The sequence below is a fragment of the Paenibacillus sp. FSL K6-1217 genome (genome assembly GCF_045040735.1).
In the GTDB taxonomy this organism is placed as follows: domain Bacteria; phylum Bacillota; class Bacilli; order Paenibacillales; family Paenibacillaceae; genus Paenibacillus_AQ.
On the sequence record NZ_CP150271.1, the window covers coordinates 1,640,966 to 1,662,802 of the forward strand.

The following is a 21,837-nucleotide window of genomic DNA, read 5'->3' on the forward strand; positions in this document are numbered from 1 at the left end:
AGATGAAGATGGCTAAACCTAAGAATGATTTGATGTCGATTAGCGCCTTTTCCAAGCTGTCCCGTGTACCGCGCAAGACGCTCATTTTCTATGATCAGATCGGCTTATTCAAGCCCGCCTTCGTAGCCGACAACGGCTACCGGTATTACATCCGCAGCCAGTTCGATACGATTGGCGTGATCTATATTTTCAAGGAGCTGGGCATGTCTCTGGAGGACATCCGTGAGTATCTGGAACGTCGTTCTCCTGTTAACACCCTGGAGCTTCTGCGAAAGCAGGAGGAGGTTGTGCAGCAGCAGATTGTGAAGCTCACCCTGGCCAGACAGATGATCCTCCAGCGCGCAGACAATATAGAGCACTCTCTGAGTGTTGACACCAGCCGGATGGTTGTCATCCACCAGGCCCGGAGGCCGCTCCTGCGCAGCCGCCGTATTCACGAATCCAGGCAGCAATTAACCGAGGAGCTATGGGATGATTTCATGGAACGTCTGCATAAGGAGCATGCACCGGCCGGATATCCGGCCGGTGCCATTATCGGTAAGGAGGACCTGCTGAGGCGGGACGGGGATATGATCTCCTATCTGTTCAGCTTCATTGCTACACAGCATCATGAACAGGAATATATGCCGGAAGGCTACTATCTGGTGTCTTATACCAGGGCTGATTATGAGGATAGCGAGAAGATTTATCCGCAGATTTTTGATTACATGGAGAAGCATCATTATGTTGTTAAGGGAGATGCTTATGAGGAATTCCTGCAAGATGAAGTCGTTATGAAGCATCCTGAGGACTATCTGGTGCGGGTGATGGTGCATATCGAGGAGCCGGCCAAGTCATGAACTCCTAATACAAACGGCGACCCGCCCCGGTAGATCCAGGGCAACGTCGCCGTTTGATTATAATATAGGATTAGTAATCGAGTTAATTTCCAGTCATCTTCTCATACATGCTCTCAGAAATGGTTCTTCTGGCAGTAACATAGCGTTCCTTATAGTAACCTGATGACAGGCTGGTGATCGTCACGCCCTTATTGCTGGAGGAATGAGCAAATTTGTTGTCGCCAACATAGATGCCTGCATGAGAAATTCCATTGCCCCCGGTTTCGAAAAAGACCAGATCTCCTGGACGTAAATCGGACTTGGCTACATAATCGCCTGCACTGGCTTGCGACTTGGATGTTCTCGGAAGATCTAAGTTGAACTTGCCAAATATGTATATTATAAATCCGGAACAGTCGAACCCTTCAGATGCCTTGGTCCCTCCCCATTTGTATGGAGTTCCCATAACTTCATTGACCTCTTGGTCAAGCCTGGAGCTGTCATCCGCAGATACTCTTTCAGATCCAAACGATAGCAATAGTACAATACCCAGAAGCCACACGATTCCTTTCTTCAAAAAGAACTCAGTCTCCTTTCTTGCCGGCCAATGCTGCCTGACAAATATTAATTTTTTGTAACTATTATGAATGATAGATTAATATTCTCCGTTCGTCAACCCCTACGGTGTTTTTTTGAAAGAGTTTACATGCCCGGCTTCAGGTTAATCTCCCGTATTCGCTCCAGCGGCACCTTCGGTTCGCGCTCTGCAGTCATCAAGCCGTTGACCTCATCCTGAACGTCCGTCACTTGGGTATAACAGTACCCGGAGATGAACGGAATGGCCTGAATTGCACGGGTTAAGCTGCCGAACCGCTCCAGAAAAGCTTCCTCGCTGTCCACCTGATGGCCATAGCCCCAGCCTTGTTCACTTTTGAAGGCAATTCCCCCATACTCGCTGATGATGACCGGTTGCCCCTTATAGCTATAACCTTCTGCAAAAGCAAACTTCCATTCATTATAGGTACCCTTGCTGCCTGTAATAGATTCCTTGTCCTTATAAGTTTCATATAACGCTTCGCCCCGCTCCACATAATCATGCAGCGTCAGAATGTCCGACACGGTGTGCTCCCAGCCGTCATTCGTAACCACCGGACGATACGGATCGATAGATTTGGTCAAAAGATAGATGCCCTCCGTGAATGTCTGCTGCCGGACGTCATGAAGGATATTCTGCACGCCCCAGGATTCGTTAAAAGGCACCCAGGTGATGATACTCGGATGATTATACTGTTGCTGCACAACCTCCAGCCATTCTCTAGTAAAGCGCTCTAGTGCCTCGTCGTTATATTCATAAGCAGCCGCCATCTCTGACCAGACCAGCAGACCTTTGACATCGCACCAGTACAGGAACCGGGCGTCCTCCACCTTCATATGCTTGCGCAGACCGTTGTAGCCCATCTCCATAATCGCCTCAATATCCTGAATCATCGCGTCTTCGGACGGCGGGGTCAGATGGCTGTCGGGCCAGTAGCCCTGATCCAGGATCAGTCTTTGATACAGGGGGATGTTGTTCAGAAGGATCTGTCCGTCCTTGATCGAGATGCTGCGCATGCCGAAGTAAGAGCCGACCCGGTCAATCTCCTGTTCACCCGCATAGAGCACGAACTCTATGTCAAAAAGGTTCGGATGCTCCGGTGACCACAGGTTCTGCAGCCATGGCCCGTTAATGCCGCCCGTCATGCTGACCTCCACGCTCATCCATGCCCTGTCCACCGACAGGCTGAGTTTATTTACCCGTTCGCCCTGATACGTAATTTCGGTCTCCAGCCTAAGATCCCGAGCATCTGTCAGGCCGTGTACACGGTAGTCGAAACGGATCATTTGACGGTTAATGTCGGGTGTCATTTTCACTGAATCCAGCCGGGTGGCGTGGACATGCTCCAGCCAGACACTTTTCCAGATGCCTGTGGTCTGCACATAGAACGAATCGTGGTTCCGGCCCGCCCAGCGCTGCTTACCCCGGGGCTGTAGACAGCTGTCGCTGTCAGTCACCATGAGCACGATCTCATTCCCGCCCTCAGGGCGCAGCAGATCGGTAATATCGAACGAGAACCGGGCATACGCCCCCTCATGCTCGCCTGCATAGCCGCCGTTCACCCAGCAGACCGCTTTATAGTCCACACCTTCGAAATGCAGCACGGTGCGCTTCACTTCTGCCTCCGGGGACAGGACCAGATGCTTGTGGTACCAAATTCGGGGATGGAATGTCTCCTCACCGATGCCGCTGGCCGATGTCTCATAGGAGAATGGAACGTTAATCGTATGTGTGGCCGGAAAATGGTCCATCCAGCGTGCGGCAACGCCTGCATTATCGTCATCGAAGCAGAAATCCCATTCCCCGTTCAGATCCAGCCATTGGCTGCGGACAAATTGGGGTCTCGGGTAGTCAGGAGTATAGAATTTCGTAGCTGCTGTAGTCATCTTAGGATTATCCTCTCTCTCGTTACTGAAGTATTCTCTATAGGGTCTAACACAGAGTACTCCCTTGTTCCGGGAAAGAAAATGATTTATCCTATCTATTGACTGATCTATCATCCAAAAAGGTGGAATTGTATATGATCACCCTGAAGCGTTGCGGTTCGAATGTAATTCATCCCGAGGGCATGACAATAGACCGCCCGGAAGGCTCCGGCGATTATGTCTTCATATTCTTTCGCAGCAGAATGGAGCTGAGGCTTCAGGCGCGGAGTGTGTATGCTGAACCGAATACCTATATCATCTATAACAAGACTAGCCAATATTTCTACAGAGATGCCGAACTACCGCTGGTGCATGATTGGTTCCATTTTGAGCTGGAGTCTGCGGGTGCTTGGTTTGAGCACTTGAAGCTTCCGCTGGATACCTTAATGAAGGCCCATGACCCGCTCTATATCACCCGCAAAGTAAACGAGCTGCACTGGGAGAATCTGCAAAACGGCAGCTTCCGCCAGGAGATTATCGACTCCATTCTGCGCTGCCTGTTCATGAAGCTTAGCGATATCCGTAATCATGTGGAAGCCCGCCCGCCGATCAGCAAATACTATGATGCGTTCCTGAGCCTGAGAAACGAAGTGCTCAGCTCCCCCTCCACCTGGCATTCCGTCCAAGACCTGGCGGAGCGGATGAACATGAGCCCGTCTTATTTCCAGCAGATCTACAAGCAGTTCTTCGGCATCCCGGCCGTTAGCGACATCATCCTGAGCCGGCTGGGGCATGCCTCCTATCTGCTGAAGAACACCACCTATACCGTCAGCCAGATCTCTGCGAGTTGCGGCTACGAGAACGATGTGCATTTCATGCGGCAGTTCAAGAAGTTCACCGGCCAAACGCCAAGTGAGTACAGATCACACAACCCACATGATCACAACAACAATTAATGCAAGAATAGCAACTGCAATTACCAGATCAGAGATCTGCCGCCAGAATCCCAAAGGCCCTTCACGATGAAGCTTCTGCGCATTGACGTCATGATTGGCTTTGTGCCCGCCGGGGTCATTCGACTGGATAGGGGGTACGCCGCCATTAGAGAATTCAGTCATGAGAATCGCCTCCCTTTTCCATAATTATACACCATTTAATCACATTTATGGGATGCGAAAAGGCTATTATGGCAGTATACATTTGAATTTTAGCTGGGAATATCCTATTTTTAATAGATAGAGCTTGATATTCAGCAGTTAACGGAAGAGGCGAATAGCGTGGGCGATACGATACATGAAATAATGTCAGCAGGAACCCGGGCATTGATTGAGGAGAACTTCCTCCAGCTCATGGAGCAAGAAGGCTTTCACAAGGTGAGCGTACGCAATCTGGCGCTTAGAACACATATTAACCGGGGAACGTTCTATCTGCATTTTACGGATAAATACGATCTGCTGGAGCAGCTTCAGCGTGAAATACTGAGCGGCCTGGAGCAGGTGATGGTTGTCAAAATCGTGCGCGAAGAGATGTCGGAGTATTATCTGAAGGGCTTGCCTTATCCGCCGCTGGTGCATATTCTTAAGTACCTCCAGCAGCACGGCGAGCGCATCCGCTTATTTCTCGGAGCTAAGGGGGAGGCGGGATTTCCGGGGCAATTACGGGAGGTCGTCAAGCGCAGCTTCTACCGGAAGCTGGAGATGAATGGTGTATTTGCCGACCACCCGGCGGTTCCGCCGGAGTATCTTGCTGCCCATTCCGCCGCGGTTTTTCTCGGGATTACGGAAGAATGGCTGCACAGCGGGATGCCTTATACTCCGGAGGAGCTCGCGGTGATCTATAATGAGGTCTTATTCATGCAAGCTACGCTGATCCCGAGGGCTTAAACCGTAATCAGTACCTTGCCGCGGAGCTTGCCGGCCTCGCTCATGGCATGTGAGGCAGCCAGCTCGGCCAGCGGCAAACGGTCGGTAATCCAGAGCTTCAGCTTACCCGCGTCCACCAACTCGGCAATCCGCGTCAGCAGTGCGCGGTCCGCTTGCGCAAAGAGCCGGTGTGCCTTAACACCAAGCTGCGCGGCCAGCGCTTCGTCCGCCGGATTCACCGCCGAGACCAGCGCGCCTCCCTCCTTCAGCAGTGGAAGCCATGTATTGAGAACCTCTGTGCTCTCGGGCGACAGATTAAGGATCAGATCCACCTTGTCCTTCAACTTGTCTGTAACGATCTCCTTGGTGTAATCAATGATCTCGTCAATTCCCAGCTCCTGAAGCATGGGCATACTGGCCGCTGAGGAAGTGCCGATGACATAGGCCCCGTGCTGCTTGGCGAACTGCACGGCATAGCTGCCAACCCCGCCTGCGGCTCCGGCAATCAGCACACGCCCGCCCTGCGGGAGATTTCCGTGATCGAATAACCCCTGCCAGGCGGTTAAGACGCCAATCGGGAGCGCGGCTGCATCGGATAGCTCCAGTGAGGCTGGAGCGAACGCAGCATACTCCGCTTTGGTGACCACATATTCTGCGGCCGCGCCGTCCCGGGACATATCCAGCGCAGCATAGACCTTATCCCCCGGTTGAAAGTCCGTTACCTCCGCCCCTACAGCCTCTACCGTACCTGATACCTCAATGTTAGGAATGTAAGGAAACTCATGCGGGAAAAAGGCTTGCAGGTAGCCATTGCGGATTTTGACATCTGCCGAATTGAAGGCCGTCCCTGCCACCTTTATCAGAATCTCGTCCGCTGCCGGAGCGGGAACCGGTGCATCCTCATACCTTAGCTGGTCTATCCCTCCAAATTGATGTATCCGTATTGCCTTCATATGTGCAGCTTCGTTCATTGCGTTCACTCCTCCAATAAATTGAGAACCAGCCGCACTTGTCTGAACAAGGGAAATGCTGTTCCTGTTATTTATTGTAGAGCCCCTGTCCTGCGCAAACAATCAACAATCAGGCCTGTTGTGTTCATTCTTCTCTCTAAGGGGTAGTAGATTATAATGGCACTGGCATCCTCGATGATAACCTGCTACTGAAAGGAGACTACCTATGGATTATATGGATACAATCGATCTCGTCGCCATTCTGGCGCTGGTGCTGGTATTATTGCTCATGCTTAGCGTATTCAGCCTGAAGCGGCGTGTGAACGAGCTGGAAGCCCGGCTCAACCAAAGAGATCCTTACGGAGGAATGCCCGCTGACCCCTCCTTCAGCCGAACCCCACATATTCCTGCGCCCATGTTCGTGCAGAACCCGGAGCCGGCACCGGATCTGGAACGGAGAATCCGTCTGCTGCTGGCCGAAGGCAAGAAGATTCAGGCGATCAAGATTATGCGCGAAGCGCGGAATCTGGGGCTGAAGGAAGCCAAGGACTTCGTAGAGAACCTGGAACGGGGCGGGAACTTCCGCTGATTGAACAGCATAGAAAAAAGCCCTCAAGCCTCCGCTGGATTTTGGAGGCTTGAGGGCTTTTTGGGGATACGACGGATACATAAATAATGAGCTAAATATCCTTGTTCATAAAAACTTTAGAGGAAATCAGGTAGGAGCTATAGATAATCACCAGGTACGCGAGCCCGCCGATAACGAGGAGCAGTATATTTTCGATTTTGCCGGTCCGTATCCATTGGATAACACCCGGAAAATCTTTATTCAAGTTGCCCAAAGCTGTGAAATTCAGCATAAGCACCATCATAAAAATGAAATTGACGATCTGCATCCCTTTTTGACCCAGCCAGTAATACAGCGGCAGATAGAACGAAGCCAGCAGCGGAATGACCGCCGTAACCAATCCCAGCTCTCTCCAGCGCAGCGGTTCGTCCAGCTTGCCTAACGACAGAGCTACCAAGTACATAATGAGGGTACAGATGAGACTGAACAGCGAGAGCGGAATAAGCGTCAGATATTTGGCTTGAATCAGCTGTTGCCTGGGGACAGGCAGCGACACTAGAAACTTCAGATTGTTATGCTGCATATCAATGGTGCAGGCATTAATCAACAGCAGCAGTGCCGGTAACAAAGCGAAGACTACATAGGCTTCTGCATTGGAATATAGCATAAGGATAAAATAGGGAATCAGCAGCAATACGAACTTCCGGCAGAGCATGAAGTCCTTACGGATCAGAGCGATAGAATTAGACATTCGCTTCAGCTCCTTTTACCGTAAAATACATAATCTCTTCCAGTGTAGGCGTCTCGCAGAGTGCCGTGTCCTTGAAGTAACGCTCACCCTCCGCCCGGTTGCTGATCAGGCCCTCGAACCCCAGCCCGTTCTCACGAATGCCGACGAACCACCGCCGGACATCCCGGTCCAGCAGCTCCTTCCCGCCCTTAACCAGCAGGTAGTGTTCACTCAGACTCTCCTTCATCTCATGGAATACAATCCGCCCGTCGTTAATGAACACAATGTAGTCGGCAATCCGGTCCAGATCCGTAGTATTGTGAGTGGAGAACAGAATCGACTTCTTCTCGTCCTGGATGTGGTCACTGAGCAACTCCAGCATCTCCCGGCGGAACACCGGATCAAGTCCCGAGGTCGGCTCATCCATAATCAGCAGATCGGCGCCATGGGACAGAGCCACAGCCAGCGAGAATTTGATCTTCATCCCCTTCGACAGGTCCTTGATTCTCTTGCCTGGCGGCAGCTTGAACAGCTCCTGAAATTTCAGATATGTATCGTTGTCCCACTCCCGGTAGAACGGAGCGATAATATTCTTCATCTGCTTCACGGTCATATTCTCATAATAGACACTCTCATCCGAGACGTAGCCGATCCGCGCCCGAATCGCTGCCTGCTCCTGGCGGTTATTCTGGCCGAACATTAGAATGTCGCCTTGATCCTGCGAGATTAAGCCCATCATCATCTTGATCAGCGAGGTCTTGCCTGCACCGTTCGGGCCGATCAGCCCTGTAATGAAGCCTTCCTTGATGGCTAGCGAAATATCCTTAAGCTCGAACCGGTCATAGCTCTTGGTTACATGGTCTAATTGAATGACATGATTCATTCCTGTTCCTCCTCATAGAGCAGCTTCAGCATCTCCGCCAGTTCGGCGTATTCCATACCGAGTTGTCTGCTCTCGTCAATGATCTCCTTCAGCTTGCCCTCCACCATCCGCAGCCGCTGTTCCCGGATATACTCCTGGTCAGCCCCGGATACAAAAGAGCCCTTGCCGACAATCGAGTTAATCAGTCCCTCCCGCTCCAGCTCCTCATAAGCCCGCTTCGTAGTAATGACACTGATCTGCAGCTCCTTGGCCAGCAAACGGATCGACGGCAACGGCGTACCCGAGATTAGCTCGCCTTGCAGAATCATCTGGCGGACCTGTCCGACAATCTGGGCATAGATCGGTTCACCGGATGTACTTGATATCACAATATTCATGCAGCAGCATCAGCTTCCTTTGTGTTCTTTGTATTTAGTGTATATATGTAATATATACACTATGATCAGTTGTGTCAACCCTGTTGCGTTATGTACTGGAGCACACACCAAGAGGCACAAGGCCTAAGGTGCTGTCCAGTGAGAATACTCCGGCATAGGTGCTGATTCCCTCTGAAAATCAGCATGGAAATCAGCCGATCATTCCCTGAGACCGCAGGAAATGACTGACGATCTCAGTCTGCATTCTTACCCTCATGGCGTAATCCAGGCTCCAGCAGGTTTCGACCGTAACGGCTCTGGCACCGAGCAGGCGTTGAAAGGCCATCCGGGAAGTTCCGGCACGCTCCCTGTAATGTATATTGAAGCGGTACGCTCTATGGGGGATCGTCAGATTCATCCGCTTCACGATCTGCTTCGCCAGCCCCTCCGCCCGGCTGGCCGGACTGATGATCAAGCTCTGGCCTACCCGCTTCGGATTCAGCTGCGACAGCCCGTTCGCCTCATGCAGATCCAGCACCCAGGATGGGCGGTTACGCAAGGCAAGCTGCCACACGGCTGCCGACAACGGATGACTGGCCGGGGTTCCCTGTCCCCGCGGGAAGGTGCGGTTCAGGTCAGGCTTCCCGCGGATTCCCTTGCGCCGGGCGATTTGGTTCACCAGCGGGACGATAATCAGCTTCCCGGAGCGCAGAATCAGATCTCCCCGGCTGAGCCGGCTGGCGATGCCCTGAGCGGCACGGCTGCTAGCCGGTTCATTGCCGTGGATACCGGAGATCATCATAAATACAGGTCCGGGAATACCGCTGCTTATCACATAGTAAGGTGTAGCATAGGGAGTTCCTGCTGCCAGCATATGCTTCTCGACAAACACTGCGTTTTCACCTCCGCCCTGGCTGATGCCGTATTCACATCCTGCAGAATCGTGACAACGGCAACGCTTATTCTGTAATGTATGCGGATTGGCTGCGGGGGATTGGACATATCGGACGTAATGGATACCCAAAAAGCCGGACAAGTCCTGTATGGACTCATCCGGCTTCTGTCGGGATGTGCACAGAGGCACGGCGTGCTAATAGAATACGACCTGATTCTTGCCGGCAGATTTCGCCTCGTAGAGTGCCTTCTCGGCCTTGGCGATATAATCAGACGGGCGGTCTGTTGGGGCAGGGACCTTCAGCAGTCCGCCTATGCTTACAGTGACCACACCCTCCTCTTCAAACCGGTCGCGGGGAATCTGCAGATCATAGACGCCTTGGCGGACGGATTCAGCTAACTGCTCCGCCTGGGAGGCGGACGCTCCGGCCATCGTGAGGATGAAGTTCGCCCCGCTGAACCGGGCCACGAAGGTGCCGTGCGTTATGCTGATAATATTCAGCACATCAGCTACGGACTGAATACAGAGATCGCCGCCCTTCAGCCCGTGTACAGCATTGTAAGAATGGAAATCGTCGATGTCAATGGACAGCACCAGCAAGGGTTCCTTGGTATTCAGGTTATCCTGCCACCGCTGATCCAGTTCACGCTCAAGCGCCTGCCGGTTCGGCAGGTCCGTCAGGGAATCCGTAGTCAGATAGCTCTGCATCTGCGTAGCCGCATCGGCATACGCTTCGCGTTTGCCTTCCGTTCCGGTCCCTGAGCTCAGGACAGCCATGATCGACGGCTTACCGCCATGAATGACAGAAGCCAGACTCAGGCTCGATTCCAAGAGTTGCCCGTCCCCGCTGATGAATTGGCCCTGATCGGATACGAACTGGGTGACATTCCGGCTCAGGTCTGAGAAGTGCTGCTTCAGAGCTGGCCGGTAGGACTCCTGCACATAGTTCAGGAACGGCTCCCCGATGAGTGATTTGCCCTTCTCTTCACCCATCAGCTCCACTGCGCGGTTATTGCAGTAGGCAATCACATCATCGGTAATCATGAAGAAGGCTACGGGAGACAGATCCATCAATTGCAGATACCGCTGTTCATTATGACGCAGACTGCGGGCGTTCTGCAGGGCCTGCTCTTCCGCCTGACGCAGCTGGTTCTCGGTCTGTCCGCGCAGTATAGATTTGAGCTGCGGCAGAATGTTAAGATGCTGCTCTCTCCACGGAAGTGAGGTGGACTGAACTACCTGCCGCCATTTCTCAAAGGACTTGCGGGGAGAGAGGCGCATACCGTCATTCTCCTGAATGACAGCCTTCGCCGGATCTCCGGCCCAGTCCACTATCTCCACCACCTCAGGCCTGAACCAGATCATGTAATTCTGATGTCCTGGAGTCAGGGCGAGATAGATGACACCGGAGGCTTTATTCTTGTAAGCTTTAGCTGATTCATATTCCAGACTGAGCCTGGAGGTGCAGTAGGTGTAATCCTTCGATTTCCCTGCCAGCCAGCCGGCAAGCTCCCGCACCTGCTCCTGGGAGGGTGCTACTCCGAACAGCATCAGCTTGTCCTGATAACACACAGCTGCGCCGGAAGCCTCCATCATACCCAGCAGTGTCTGCTCTTCATCGCCGAGCTGTTCAATCACCCGGGAAGAGCTGACGTTACCTGTGAAAATATCGACAATTCTCATCGCCTTGGTTCGCAGCTCCAGCTCCGTCTGATAATTGTCGAGCTGCTGACGCTGGTACAGCTCACTGGAGAAGAAGGCGCCCAGGAAATTACACAGATTACGGATACGGTGCGGGACATACTTGGGGGAATAGTGATGACAGGTGATCAGTCCCCAGAGCTTGTTATTATTAATCAGCGAGATGGTGGTCGTTGCGCCTACCCCCATATTCTGCAAGTATTCAATATGCAGCGGAGATACACTGCGGAGGATGGACAAGCTAAGGTTCAGGGGTTTACCACTAAGCGGCTGCAGTACCGGGGTGATCGGAACCGGAAGATAGTTCACATCGACGATCGTCCGCAGCCAGTTACGCAGATACAGCTCGCGCGCCTGCTTGGGAATATCAGACGCAGGATAATGATGGCCAAGGAACGGCTCCAGCCCCGCCTCACGGGCTTCGGCAATCACCTTGCCGTTCCACTGTTCATCGAACTCGTAGATCATAACCCGGTCAAAGCCCAGCATCTCCTTCACCTGCTCTGCGGCGGCCTGGCTGGCTTCCAGCCGGTTCGCCGTATGCTTCAGCCGTCCGAAGAACGTGCGAATCCAGTCGAAGTCATTGGAGCTGTCGCTCTGATCGATGGAGGCAGGCTCCAGTTCAACGATCATCAGACCTTCACTTTCGTGAATGATGCAGAAGAAGTCCTGCGGCTCACCCGCGACTTCAATCTGGATCACAATATATTGCAAATCGGCAGTTTCTTTCGCATTCACACTGCGAATAAGCAGCATCTCCAGCTGATCCGGGCCTACCAGGTCAGCCATAGGCGTGCCTAACAGTGCTTCGGCAGCTGTTCCCAGTAACTTATCTGTATTCAGACTGGCCTGGACAATTCGATGGGCTGTGTCCTGAGTTACGGCCAGCAATACACCATGCGGCTGAATAAGCCCCGGAATATGGATGGGCTCCTTCTCGCAGTTATTAAGATCTACGGGTTCCTTCGGGTCCAATCCTGCTTCGTTCAGCAGGGTCCGGTTCAGCGGCTGATTCTCACGTTCTATATTAAAATCTGACATAGGTGTAAAGCCTCCATTGAAGTAAATATTTCTAAGCTGTTTTGGCGTAGGTTTATTCTAACTTACTTTGGGCAGCAATAACAAACATAAGTTTGGTCTGCACCGTCTGCTTTGGCTTGTATTACAGACTTGGAATAATTATGTATAATATGGGTGGATAGCGCATAACCTTTGACGACTAATTCATTCCCATACTCCGATACTCCGAGGTGACCTTTATGAGACGAGTTCAACGTTCCGGCAAAGACCTGGTATCTGTGCTTCTTGGCGTATTCTCCATACTGATCATTGCCTTCTTCGTGATCCGTTATGTGCTTCAGACCGTTTCATTCGCACCTTAACTACCTGCCCACGCAAAAAGGAGCATTTGGGGGAAATGCTCCTCTTCGGCTTGCATATACCATGTATTAGCTTATACTTCCGGAAGAATTGTAATCCGAAAGTCTTACCAATAATTTACCTTAAAAACCTCAATAATACAAGTATTTCCTTCTATTCCAGTGAAAATGTGACTAATTCATAACAGCACTTCGCCGCTTGGCTGCGCATCAGGGGATTTGAGGCGAAGCGGGCTTTGCCGCCTGATCTATACGCCCGTTATAATGAACCTACTCTGCGCAGAGAATAACGAAAGAGAAGGAACATTCACATGGATGCCAATCCCCTGTTACATCGCAAAACCGCACAATTTTCACATCTCGTTACTGAAGGCACTTATTATGAGGTTGGACGTGCCTTGGGCGCCCATTATAAGAATAACTCCGCCATGCTATCCTTCTTGTCCTCACCCTTCATGGGAGGATCTCCGCTGACACCATATGCTGCGGACAAAGCCATGGAGAGCTTCGAACGCTACTGCCCCGGCTTGAATGAAGAAATTCAGGGCTTCGCCGATGAGACCGGCGCCCAAGCTGCCCATGTCGTATTCTACTACTCCTACTTCCAGTCGCAGGGCCACTGCACACAGGCAGCCTATCGAACCGGAGCGAGTGCGGGTCAGAGCGGACATATCTGTCATATGCGTAATTATGATTTTGGCTGGGAGGATGAGCCGTATAATCAGCTGCTGCTCAGCACCACCCGGGTGAAGGGCAAACCGGCGCATACCGGCTTTGCGCTGCAGCTGTTCGGACGTTATGACGGGATGAATGAGGCAGGACTTACCGTAACCACCACCTCGGGGAGAGTACGGCCAGAGATGATTGGGGAGGGCTTTATTTTTCCAGGTGTAGTCCGGGCCTTGCTGGATCAGTGTACTACGGCGGAAGAAGCAGTCCAGCTCATGCGCAGCATACCGGTGGCCGATTACAGAAACTTCCTCATCTCTGACGCCCAAGGGAACATCGCCCTCGTGGAGACGGCTGGTACTGAGAAAGCGATCCAGTACTACCCGGCTGCTGCCAGCATCAGCTCAAACCAGCTTGTGCTCTCAGCCAACCATTATACGCTGCCCTCTATGCTGAGACATAATCAGCAAGTCATGGAGAACTCATGGACTAGATATGAGGCGCTGCAGGCAGCACTTATGGACGACAACACGCCTATCAATCCTGTAGAAGCCATGAAAGCTGCCGCAGGACGCGAATATCCCGAAGGAATCTGCTGTCATCATTACAGCGAAGGCTTAGGCACCTTATGGTCCATGGTCTGTGACAATACAGCCCGCGAGCTGCATATCTGCTTTGGTTCCCCACAGCTGAACGGCTGGAGAACCTTCGGGTTCCATGACCCGGCGGGAATGCGTGTATACGAGGCAGTGCTGCCGGACAAGCCGTCCGCTGAGGGATTCTGGACCCATACCCGGTAGCCTTCACTCACTCTTGCTGCTGTGACGCCTTCCGCAGAATAGACTGCACAAACGCGGTCTTCCCGTCACAATATGCATCAATGTCATAACGATACTCTTCAGCCAGCCGCTGCTTGACCGCCTGATATTCCTCCCGGGCAGCGGGATGGCTGCGCAGATAATCACGGAACATCACATGCTCCACATAACCTTTGCCGTCCTTGGGACACACATAGAGATGGTATTTCATGAATCCGTCATCCTGGCTATTCTTAAAAGCCTCCCTGCCCTCAATGCCCAGGTTGCCCTGATGCTCATACCCGAACGCCTGCAACCTGCGGATAATCTCCGGCAGCTGGTCATAGCTCTCCATCACCAGATCGATATCAATCACAGGCTTGGCCCACAGTCCTTCAATCGAGGTACTGCCCACATGCTCAGACCGGATAATCAGATCTCCGACGATCTCCAGCATCCGCGCCTCAATTCTGCTATATTCCGCCTTCCAGGCCGGATCATAAGGAACCACTTCAACCACCTTGGTCTTCTCAGCCATCATTATTCTCCTCCTTCGGCCATAACCTCTATCCGCCACTGGGATAAAATACAAACCGCTATCTCATACTAACCCACAGAGACGGAGGTGAACAGTATGCCCAAGAATAGTGCAGACCCGAAGCATGACCGTGCTAACAACCGTGCCGACAGTAAGAACAACCAGCAGAATCACGCCAGCATCAGTGAAATCCCCCAGATGGTGACTCCTGATAAAGCAGCAGATGTCGTGCCGAGTCTGAACGGCGTTACTAAGAACGAGAGCTGATTACCGTTTTGATATGCTTGCAGACCAGGCTTCCCCAAGGTAAGAACGGGCAGCCTGGTCTTTTGCCGGGCAGAGCAGTTATACTATAAATCAAATCATAGTAATAGAATCATCAAGGAAAGAGTGGACGTATGCGAATTGGATTTTTTGACTCCGGAATTGGCGGGTTGACGGTGCTTCATCAGGCGCTTAAGCTCTTGCCGCAAGAGGACTACCTCTTCTATGCTGATACAGACCATGTTCCCTACGGGGAGAAGACGAAAGACGAAGTCAGGGAATACATCCTGCAAGCGGTGGATTTCATGGCCCGGCAGCCTATAAAAGCGTTGGTTGTCGCTTGCAACACAGCCACCAGCATTGTCATTGAGGAGCTGCGGCAGCGGTATGACTTCCCGGTCCTCGGAATCGAGCCGGCCGTGAAGCCGGCGGTTGAACAGTCGGAGGGCAAGCAGAAGAAGGTGCTGGTACTCGCCACCCGCTTAACGCTGCAGGAGAAGAAGTATCATGATTTGGTGCACCGTATCGGTCACGGGGAGATTGTAGACAGTCTGCCGCTTCCCGGGCTGGTCCAGTTTGCGGAGCGCTTTGATTTTGACGAAGAGAGAATTATTCCCTATCTGAAAAGTGAGCTGGCACACTTGGACCTTGAGCGGTACAGCACGGTGGTCCTTGGATGTACCCATTTCCCCTACTTCGAGGGGAGCCTGCGGAAGATATTCCCGGATACGGTTAACTTCATCTCAGGCAGTCTCGGAACTGCCAGACACCTGAAGCAGATCCTTCAAGCGGGAGGCCGGATCAACGAGGGTACGGGCGATATCCTTTTTTACAGGTCCAATGTACAGGTAGCCGATTCCGCCCTCTTATCGAAGTATAAGGGTCTGTTCGAGCGGCTGGATGACATGGAACCATCGGTTACAGAGTTTACAGAGAGTAGTCTGAGCAAAGGGAGCGATCTAACTTGAGTCACTATACAGCCATAATGGACAGATTGCGCCGGAATCCGCTGAAGAATGTAACGCTGCTCAAAATGCTGACGGCGTATCATGCCCAGATCGACAGTGTTCTGATTGAACAACAGGAGGAGTGGGGGGTGCTGCTGCTTATGCCTGCCGCAACCTTCGCCTATGATCACCGGACCTACCCGGAAGCCGACACCGTTGTGCTTATGGATTACAGCAGCCCTGAGGTCTTCCCTGCCCTGCTGAAGCTGCTGCCGAAGGATGCCAAGCTGGTGTTCAAGCTTCAGGAGGATGCGTACCGTCAGGCGCTGGAGCCGTATTTTACGCTGCGGAGGGTCCGTAGCCTCTACTCTTATTCTTCGGCCGAAGGCCAGAGGTTCAGTGCAGATGAGGCCTGCGTTGTCAGTGAGACGATCGACGAACGGCTGCTGCCGCTGTGGATGGCGAATGATTATTCGTTAGAGGAGATCACGCAATATTTTGCGGACGGAGCATTCGCTGTGTCGTTATTTGAGGGGGACACCCCACTCAGCACATGTATGGTGTACCGCAATGAGGAGCGCATCTGGGAGATTGGCGGCGTACATACCGCAGAAGCTGCCAGACAACGGGGATTGGCACAGCGCGTAGTCCGCACAGCTGTATATCATACCCTGCAAAGGGGCTACATTCCAAGATATCAAGTGCTGGAGAACAATTTCGCCTCCATCCGTCTGGCCGAATCTATCGGCCTTACCCGCGCGGTCACACTGGAGCACTGGGTCAATTATTGATGGTGTTCTTCAAGGGCGTTTGGCTTAGCGTAACGGACTGAGATGCGCTTATTCGCCAATTGGGCGAGTAACGGACTCCACAGGCCTTATCCTTTGCACGTCAGCTCCGAAACGTCTCATAGAGAGACTATAAGGCCGCCTGAGTCCGTTAAGCTGCAAAAGTTGGCGTTTTCGCGGGGATAAGATCTCTCCAGTCCGTTAGATTTTGGGTGGATAGGCAGTCTAGAGCTGTTGATTAACGGAAGAATCGAAGTGGCAGACATCATCACAGAGTACCCCTGCTCCTAAGAATGCTAATGCTCTCCGCTTGGCGGTATTCTGTGGGGGTGAGCTGGTATTTCTTGCGGAACATTTGAGTGAAATGGCGCATGTCCTGGTAGCCCACCCGCTCCGCAATGTCGGCCAGCTTCAGCCCCGGATTCAATAGCAGCAGCTTCGCCTGCTCCAGCCTCAGGGAGGTGACGTATTCCTTGTACCCCTGCCCCGTCTTCTGCTTGAACAGCTGGCTGAAATACGCCGGATTCAGGAACACCACGGAGGCCATTCTCTCCAGAGACAGCTCCTCGTGGAAATGCTCCTTAATATAGTGCAGCGCCACCTCAATCGCCTTCTCTCCGCTCCCCTTCATCGGCGCAAGCGGCGGGCCCTGGAAGGCTGAAGCCTCCCGCATCCGCTTCACGATCTCCGGCACGGCATGGAAGTCACAGCTAAGCCCGGAATGGATGATCTGAAAAGGGATTTTCAAATAATGCGTCAGATGCTTCTTCACCTCCTCCTGGAACTCCTCTACCCGGACGCTCCCGCCCGGCGTGATGAGGCCCAGCAGCTGCTGGCGGTCATAGCTGACTACGAAGCCCCGCCCATACCGCTCGATCAGCTCAGACAGCACATTCTCTACAATGAAATGCTCCAGCCGGGCGCTCTGATCCCCCGGCTCCAGCTGAATCATCACCAGATAGAAGGAATGGTAATCCTCAATGAACGCGTCGATGTCCAGATTTCCGATATCCAGACCCGAGGCCAGACGCTGAAAAACCCCCTCGCGCAGGAACCGCAGACTGGTCTTCAGCCGCTCACCTTGCCGCGAGATCCGGTGATCCTGCTGGATTTCGGTCGTCAGGCTATCGATCAGCTCGGTCAGCTTATGCTTGCCTATCGGCTTCAGCAGATAGTCCCGCGCACCGAGCCGTACGGCCTCCTGGGCGTATGAGAATTCGCTATGGGCAGAGATGACAATCCATTTCATATACGGATACCGGCGCTTCGAGATCTTCATGAATTCCAGCCCGTTCATGCCCGGCATCAGAATATCGGTCAGCACGATATGGATATGCTGCTCTTCCAGGATCTTCACTGCTTCCTCGGCCCGGTCTGCCACGAACACCTGATGCTCCGCACTAATCTGCTTGATCGTGCGCTTGATTCCTTCACGGATGGCCCGTTCGTCATCGGCTATAAGAATATTCATTTCGGCTGTCCTCCCTTCATTGAAATCGGCAGTACGATAGCCACCTGCGTGCCCTCACCGGGGAAGCTCTGAATCTGCAGCCCATACCCTTCCCCGAACATGAACCGCAGCCGGCGGTGCAGGTTCTGCAGCCCGATCCCCCTGGTGCCGCCCTCCCTACCGCCGGAGCCCGGACAACCCGGACTGTCCACATTCAGCGACTCCTGCAGCCTTGCCAGCTGCTCCCCATTCATTCCGTCCCCGTTGTCCTCCACAATCAATAAGAGACGTTCCTCCTCCTGCTTGGTATAGACCTTCAGAATCCCTTGCCGCCCCAGCGGCTCCAGTCCATGCTTGACCGCATTCTCAATGACCGGCTGCACCGTCATCTTCGGAACCCGGATATTCAGCCAGCGTTCATCGACGTCCGTCACGATTACAAGGCGGCCCTCCAGCCTGATCGAGATAATCTTCAGGTAATGCCCGATCTGCTCCAGCTCCTCGCTCAGACTCACATCGGCCCCGTCTTCCCACTGGCTGCTGTAACGGAACATGGAGGACAGAGAGAGCACCAGCTCGCCAAGCTGCTCATTGCCCTCCTCATCCAGCATCCAGTAGATCATATCCAGCGTATTGTAGAGAAAATGCGGGTTCACCTGAGACTGCAGGGCATGCAGCTCCGCATTCTTTTCGCTGACCGAGGCCAGCTTAACCCGCTCAATCAGCTCCTCGATCCGCCGGACCATCCGGTTGAAGGAAGCGACCAGAATGTTAATCTCCTGATACGAAGCGACCTTGACCATGCCGCGGAAATTCCCCACCTCCACCTGCCGCATCTCGCGGATCAGCTTCTTCAGCGGCGAAGAGATGGTCTGCGATACGATCGAAGCAATCAGCGTGGAGACCAGGATCAGCGCCGAGATGACAATCAGCAGATAACGCTTCAGCTCCACCAGCTCTACATTCAGATCCTTGTCCGGGGTAATACTCATCACCCACCACCCCGAGAAAGACAGCTTGGACGCCACAATCAGCTGCCCCCGCTCCTGCTGAACCATCACCTGCTCCGAGGCAGGGAGCTTCGGCAGACGGGCAGCGTCCGGCTGCGGGTCGGTAGCGGAGGTGACAAACCGTCCATCCGGGGACATCAGGTAGACCTGGCTGTGCGTGCCCAGCTTCAGATTCTCCAGCGCGTCCAGCACCGGCTGCGGGTCCGTCTCATACAGCACGATGCCGATGGGCTTATGCTCATTCAGGTCATAGAGCTGCCGCCCGAAGGCGAAGACCGGACTGTCCTCCACCTGGTCGATCAGGGAATGCGGGTACACCCCGAGCCAGACCATTTTCCCTGAAGAAGCCTGCAATTGCCGGTACCAGTCCTCCTGCGCGTAATTCGGATCAACCACATTCATATAGTTGCCGTAGTTGTAGATCTTGCCGCGGTCCGTAATCACATGGATGCCCACCAGATCGTCCCGCGAATAAAAAATCGAGCCGATAATGTTCGTCACCGTCTGCTCATTGATATAGGCCACCGCCGGCCCGTCCGTCTTCTCATTAATCAGGCGGATCATCTCGAAGTTATTGCTGAGCGACTTGGACAAAGCGTCATACCCCTTATAGAGAAGCGCGAATAAGCCTGCGCTCTGGGCGACGTTTTTTTGCGACAAATCACCGATCTTCTCATGCAATTGGTCTGTAGTCCGGTTATAGTACAGCAGGCTGACAATAAGCAGAATACTGGACATGCAAAAAAGAAACAGCAAGAACAACCGATGATGAATGGAATGAAAGCCGAGCTTCATAGGACTCTCCCCTTTACGCACCTTGTTCTGCCGTTTCCTATTATAAAACTATTCCATTTTTATGCAATGAGGGAATTCGGCACGCCGTACCCTATCCCTTCACTGCTCCAGCCACCATCCCTTTGGTAATCTGATTGGACAGGAAAAAGTAGATCAGAATGACCGGCAGCGCGCCCATCACCAGGAAGGCTCCGATATTCCCATAGTTGACCGAATACTGGCTCACGAAGGTGTAGACGCCGAATGGAAGGGTTTTGAGTTTCTCGGACGAGATGAACGTGGCGGCCAGGATGTACTCGTTCCAGATGTTGATGAAGGTTAAGATACAGACGGTCATGACAGGCGGTACCGACACCGGAAGAATAATACTGCGGAAAATCCGGTACACGCTCGCCCCGTCGATGAACGCCGATTCTTCGATCTCATGGGGAATAGCTCTCATGAAGCCGCTCAATATGAACACAGCGATGGGAGTTGAGAACGCGATGTACGGCAGAATCAGCGACCAGTGGGTGTTGAGAATATGCATGTTTTTAAAAATAATCATCAGCGGCAACAGCGTAGCCTGCATCGGGATCATCATCCCCATCAGGAAAATGGTCATCACGGCATTGCCGTATTTCCACCGGAACCGGGAGATTGCATAAGCCGCCATCGAGGCCAGCAGAATGACACAGATCATCGTAAGCGCGGTAACGAACACGCTGTTCGAGAGATACTTCAGATAACTGCCCGAGGTGTAGGCCTCGTAGTAGTTGTGCCACTGTAATTTTCGCGGTAAAGAAAAGAAACTCCCGTCCAGAATCTCCTCATTCGTCTTCAGAGAGTACAGCAGCAGCCAGAGCAACGGGTAGAGCTGGGTAATGACAGGAATGGCAAAAAGAAGATACACGATTCCTTTTTTAATTTTTTTCATGGTCCGCGCACTCCTTTCCTATTCGAATTTTCGCTCAAGCCGGTTGAAGATCATGTTGATAATGCCGGTGAAAATGAGACAGACCACCACCAGGAACGTTGCAATCGCACTGCCGTAGCCATACTTGAAGGACAGGAAGGAGCTGTTATACATATGGGTGGAGATGACATCGGTTGCATGGGCCGGACCGCCGCCGGTCATGACCATAACGAGATCGAAGGCCTGCAAGGAGCCGATAAAGGCCAGAATAATCGATATTTTGAAAATCGGGACAATCAGCGGCAGCGTAATGTAACGGTCCGCCTTGAATCCGTCTGCGCCGTCAATCCGGGCTGCTTCGTACAGCTCATCGGGAATGTTCTGCACCCCGGTATACTGGATCAGCAGATGGTAGCCGAAATACTGCCACAGAGACACCAGATACAGAGAATACATGGCGATGTTCGGCTCAGTCAGCCAGTTGTGCGTCCAGCTCTCCAGACCCAGGGATACCAGCACCCCGTTCAGCATGCCCCCCATGGAGGTGGGATTATAGATAGTTTTCCAGAGTTGTCCAATAATAACGACCGATAAGATCACCGGCGTGAAGTAGACCGACACCAGCGTGTTGGCTCTGCGCAGATAGCGGTTAAGCAGAATGGCCATCCCCAGACAGAGCGGGATTTCTAGCATGGAAGCCACGGCATACAGCAGCGTTCTCCGCACAGAGGGCCAGAACACCGGGTCATTCCAGAACATATTCTTGAAGTTGCCGAAACCGACAAACTGTGCAGTCGTGAGACCGTCCCATTTCAGCAGTCCTGTATATAATGAGACCAGTATGGGAACGAATACCAGGCACACGTAGAGCAGCAGACATGGCAGAATGAAGACGGCGATTGTGCGTGCCGGCACCTTAAGGACTTTCATCTTTTCCCGCCTCCTAATCAAGCAGATTCTTCTTTATCTATTAATTTATAGTGTTAATGATTAATGCCATTAACTTATTAAAGTGCATGATAAACCCGATACGAAGTAGCCTGAATCAGCTTGCTTCGCATCGAGCAGGACAGCTTTGAGGT

At 52.6% G+C, this 21,837-nt stretch carries 23 protein-coding genes; 9 read left to right on the top strand and 14 right to left on the bottom strand.

Going from position 1 to position 21,837, the window contains the following annotated elements:
* The first annotated feature begins 8 nt into the window (after positions 1–8).
* The gene (locus MHH28_RS07000; protein WP_405113364.1) at positions 9–839 is read left to right on the top strand and encodes a MerR family transcriptional regulator; all 831 of its coding nucleotides are present in this window, start codon (positions 9–11) and stop codon (positions 837–839) included.
* Positions 840–921: 82 nt separating this feature from the next.
* Here MHH28_RS07000 and MHH28_RS07005 read toward each other — a convergent pair whose 3' ends face one another.
* Complete coding sequence (locus MHH28_RS07005; RefSeq protein ID WP_405113366.1) at positions 922–1,395, bottom strand: C40 family peptidase; 474 nt, start codon at positions 1,393–1,395, stop codon at positions 922–924.
* A 125-nt stretch (positions 1,396–1,520) separates the two neighbouring features.
* Positions 1,521–3,299 (bottom strand): glycoside hydrolase family 2 protein, encoded by a 1,779-nt coding sequence (locus tag MHH28_RS07010; protein WP_405113368.1) that lies wholly within the window; start codon positions 3,297–3,299, stop codon positions 1,521–1,523.
* A gap of 134 nt (positions 3,300–3,433) precedes the next feature.
* Between MHH28_RS07010 and MHH28_RS07015 the strand changes: the two genes are divergently transcribed.
* Positions 3,434–4,234, top strand: coding sequence for a helix-turn-helix domain-containing protein (locus MHH28_RS07015; protein ID WP_405113370.1), 801 nt, complete (start codon positions 3,434–3,436; stop codon positions 4,232–4,234).
* Here the strand turns inward: MHH28_RS07015 and MHH28_RS07020 are convergent.
* Complete coding sequence (locus MHH28_RS07020; RefSeq protein WP_405113372.1) at positions 4,202–4,396, bottom strand: hypothetical protein; 195 nt, start codon at positions 4,394–4,396, stop codon at positions 4,202–4,204. The genes MHH28_RS07015 and MHH28_RS07020 overlap by 33 nt on opposite strands.
* A gap of 183 nt (positions 4,397–4,579) precedes the next feature.
* Here MHH28_RS07020 and MHH28_RS07025 point away from each other — a divergent pair, with 183 nt between their 5' ends.
* On the top strand, positions 4,580–5,161 hold the full coding sequence (locus MHH28_RS07025) for a TetR/AcrR family transcriptional regulator (RefSeq protein WP_405113374.1): 582 nt from the start codon (positions 4,580–4,582) through the stop codon (positions 5,159–5,161).
* Here the strand turns inward: MHH28_RS07025 and MHH28_RS07030 are convergent.
* Positions 5,158–6,111, bottom strand: a complete 954-nt coding sequence (locus MHH28_RS07030; RefSeq protein WP_405113376.1) for an NADP-dependent oxidoreductase — start codon at positions 6,109–6,111, stop codon at positions 5,158–5,160. The genes MHH28_RS07025 and MHH28_RS07030 overlap by 4 nt on opposite strands.
* Before the next feature lie 205 nt (positions 6,112–6,316).
* Here MHH28_RS07030 and MHH28_RS07035 point away from each other — a divergent pair, with 205 nt between their 5' ends.
* The gene (locus MHH28_RS07035; protein WP_405113378.1) at positions 6,317–6,679 is read left to right on the top strand and encodes a ribosomal protein L7/L12; all 363 of its coding nucleotides are present in this window, start codon (positions 6,317–6,319) and stop codon (positions 6,677–6,679) included.
* Positions 6,680–6,770: 91 nt separating this feature from the next.
* On the opposite strand, the gene MHH28_RS07040 is transcribed toward MHH28_RS07035, so the two are convergent.
* The 5 genes from MHH28_RS07040 to MHH28_RS07060 all read right to left on the bottom strand — a co-directional run bounded on the left by MHH28_RS07040 (position 6,771) and on the right by MHH28_RS07060 (position 12,264).
* Positions 6,771–7,409 carry an ABC-2 transporter permease gene (locus MHH28_RS07040; protein ID WP_405113379.1) on the bottom strand — a complete coding sequence of 213 codons (639 nt, stop codon included), beginning with the start codon at positions 7,407–7,409 and terminating at the stop codon, positions 6,771–6,773.
* Entirely contained in the window at positions 7,402–8,271 is an 870-nt protein-coding gene (locus tag MHH28_RS07045; RefSeq protein ID WP_405113381.1) for an ABC transporter ATP-binding protein, read from the bottom strand. Before MHH28_RS07045 ends, MHH28_RS07040 begins: the two co-directional genes overlap by 8 nt.
* Positions 8,268–8,648 carry a GntR family transcriptional regulator gene (locus MHH28_RS07050; protein ID WP_405113383.1) on the bottom strand — a complete coding sequence of 127 codons (381 nt, stop codon included), beginning with the start codon at positions 8,646–8,648 and terminating at the stop codon, positions 8,268–8,270. The genes MHH28_RS07045 and MHH28_RS07050 overlap by 4 nt, the downstream gene beginning before the upstream one ends.
* Positions 8,649–8,838: 190 nt before the next feature.
* Positions 8,839–9,519 (bottom strand): succinylglutamate desuccinylase/aspartoacylase family protein, encoded by a 681-nt coding sequence (locus MHH28_RS07055; RefSeq protein ID WP_405113385.1) that lies wholly within the window; start codon positions 9,517–9,519, stop codon positions 8,839–8,841.
* A 198-nt stretch (positions 9,520–9,717) separates the two neighbouring features.
* Positions 9,718–12,264 carry a diguanylate cyclase domain-containing protein gene (locus MHH28_RS07060; RefSeq protein ID WP_405113387.1) on the bottom strand — a complete coding sequence of 849 codons (2,547 nt, stop codon included), beginning with the start codon at positions 12,262–12,264 and terminating at the stop codon, positions 9,718–9,720.
* Positions 12,265–12,482: 218 nt separating this feature from the next.
* Here MHH28_RS07060 and MHH28_RS07065 point away from each other — a divergent pair, with 218 nt between their 5' ends.
* Together MHH28_RS07065 and MHH28_RS07070 are read left to right on the top strand one after the other, a co-directional pair.
* Positions 12,483–12,605, top strand: a complete 123-nt coding sequence (locus MHH28_RS07065) for a hypothetical protein (protein ID WP_405113389.1) — start codon at positions 12,483–12,485, stop codon at positions 12,603–12,605.
* 308 nt (positions 12,606–12,913) lie between these two features.
* Positions 12,914–14,071, top strand: coding sequence for a C45 family autoproteolytic acyltransferase/hydolase (locus MHH28_RS07070; protein WP_405113391.1), 1,158 nt, complete (start codon positions 12,914–12,916; stop codon positions 14,069–14,071).
* Positions 14,072–14,078: 7 nt separating this feature from the next.
* On the opposite strand, the gene MHH28_RS07075 is transcribed toward MHH28_RS07070, so the two are convergent.
* Positions 14,079–14,609, bottom strand: coding sequence for a GrpB family protein (locus MHH28_RS07075; RefSeq protein ID WP_405113393.1), 531 nt, complete (start codon positions 14,607–14,609; stop codon positions 14,079–14,081).
* A 93-nt stretch (positions 14,610–14,702) separates the two neighbouring features.
* On the opposite strand from MHH28_RS07075, the gene MHH28_RS07080 reads away from it, so the two are divergent.
* The 3 genes from MHH28_RS07080 to MHH28_RS07090 all read left to right on the top strand — a co-directional run bounded on the left by MHH28_RS07080 (position 14,703) and on the right by MHH28_RS07090 (position 16,608).
* Entirely contained in the window at positions 14,703–14,873 is a 171-nt protein-coding gene (locus MHH28_RS07080) for a hypothetical protein (protein ID WP_340753466.1), read from the top strand.
* Positions 14,874–15,004: 131 nt separating this feature from the next.
* Positions 15,005–15,838 (top strand): glutamate racemase, encoded by an 834-nt coding sequence (gene murI / locus MHH28_RS07085; protein ID WP_405113396.1) that lies wholly within the window; start codon positions 15,005–15,007, stop codon positions 15,836–15,838.
* Positions 15,839–15,855: 17 nt separating this feature from the next.
* Positions 15,856–16,608, top strand: a complete 753-nt coding sequence (locus tag MHH28_RS07090) for a GNAT family N-acetyltransferase (protein ID WP_405113398.1) — start codon at positions 15,856–15,858, stop codon at positions 16,606–16,608.
* A 265-nt stretch (positions 16,609–16,873) separates the two neighbouring features.
* Here MHH28_RS07090 and MHH28_RS07095 read toward each other — a convergent pair whose 3' ends face one another.
* The 4 genes from MHH28_RS07095 to MHH28_RS07110 form a co-directional block, all read right to left on the bottom strand.
* Positions 16,874–18,076 (bottom strand): response regulator, encoded by a 1,203-nt coding sequence (locus MHH28_RS07095; protein ID WP_405113400.1) that lies wholly within the window; start codon positions 18,074–18,076, stop codon positions 16,874–16,876.
* Positions 18,073–19,860, bottom strand: coding sequence for a sensor histidine kinase (locus MHH28_RS07100; RefSeq protein WP_405113402.1), 1,788 nt, complete (start codon positions 19,858–19,860; stop codon positions 18,073–18,075). The genes MHH28_RS07095 and MHH28_RS07100 overlap by 4 nt, the downstream gene beginning before the upstream one ends.
* 91 nt (positions 19,861–19,951) lie before the next feature.
* On the bottom strand, positions 19,952–20,776 hold the full coding sequence (locus MHH28_RS07105) for a carbohydrate ABC transporter permease (RefSeq protein ID WP_405113404.1): 825 nt from the start codon (positions 20,774–20,776) through the stop codon (positions 19,952–19,954).
* Positions 20,777–20,794: 18 nt separating this feature from the next.
* Positions 20,795–21,685 (bottom strand): carbohydrate ABC transporter permease, encoded by an 891-nt coding sequence (locus tag MHH28_RS07110; protein WP_405113406.1) that lies wholly within the window; start codon positions 21,683–21,685, stop codon positions 20,795–20,797.
* Positions 21,686–21,837 lie beyond the last annotated feature (152 nt).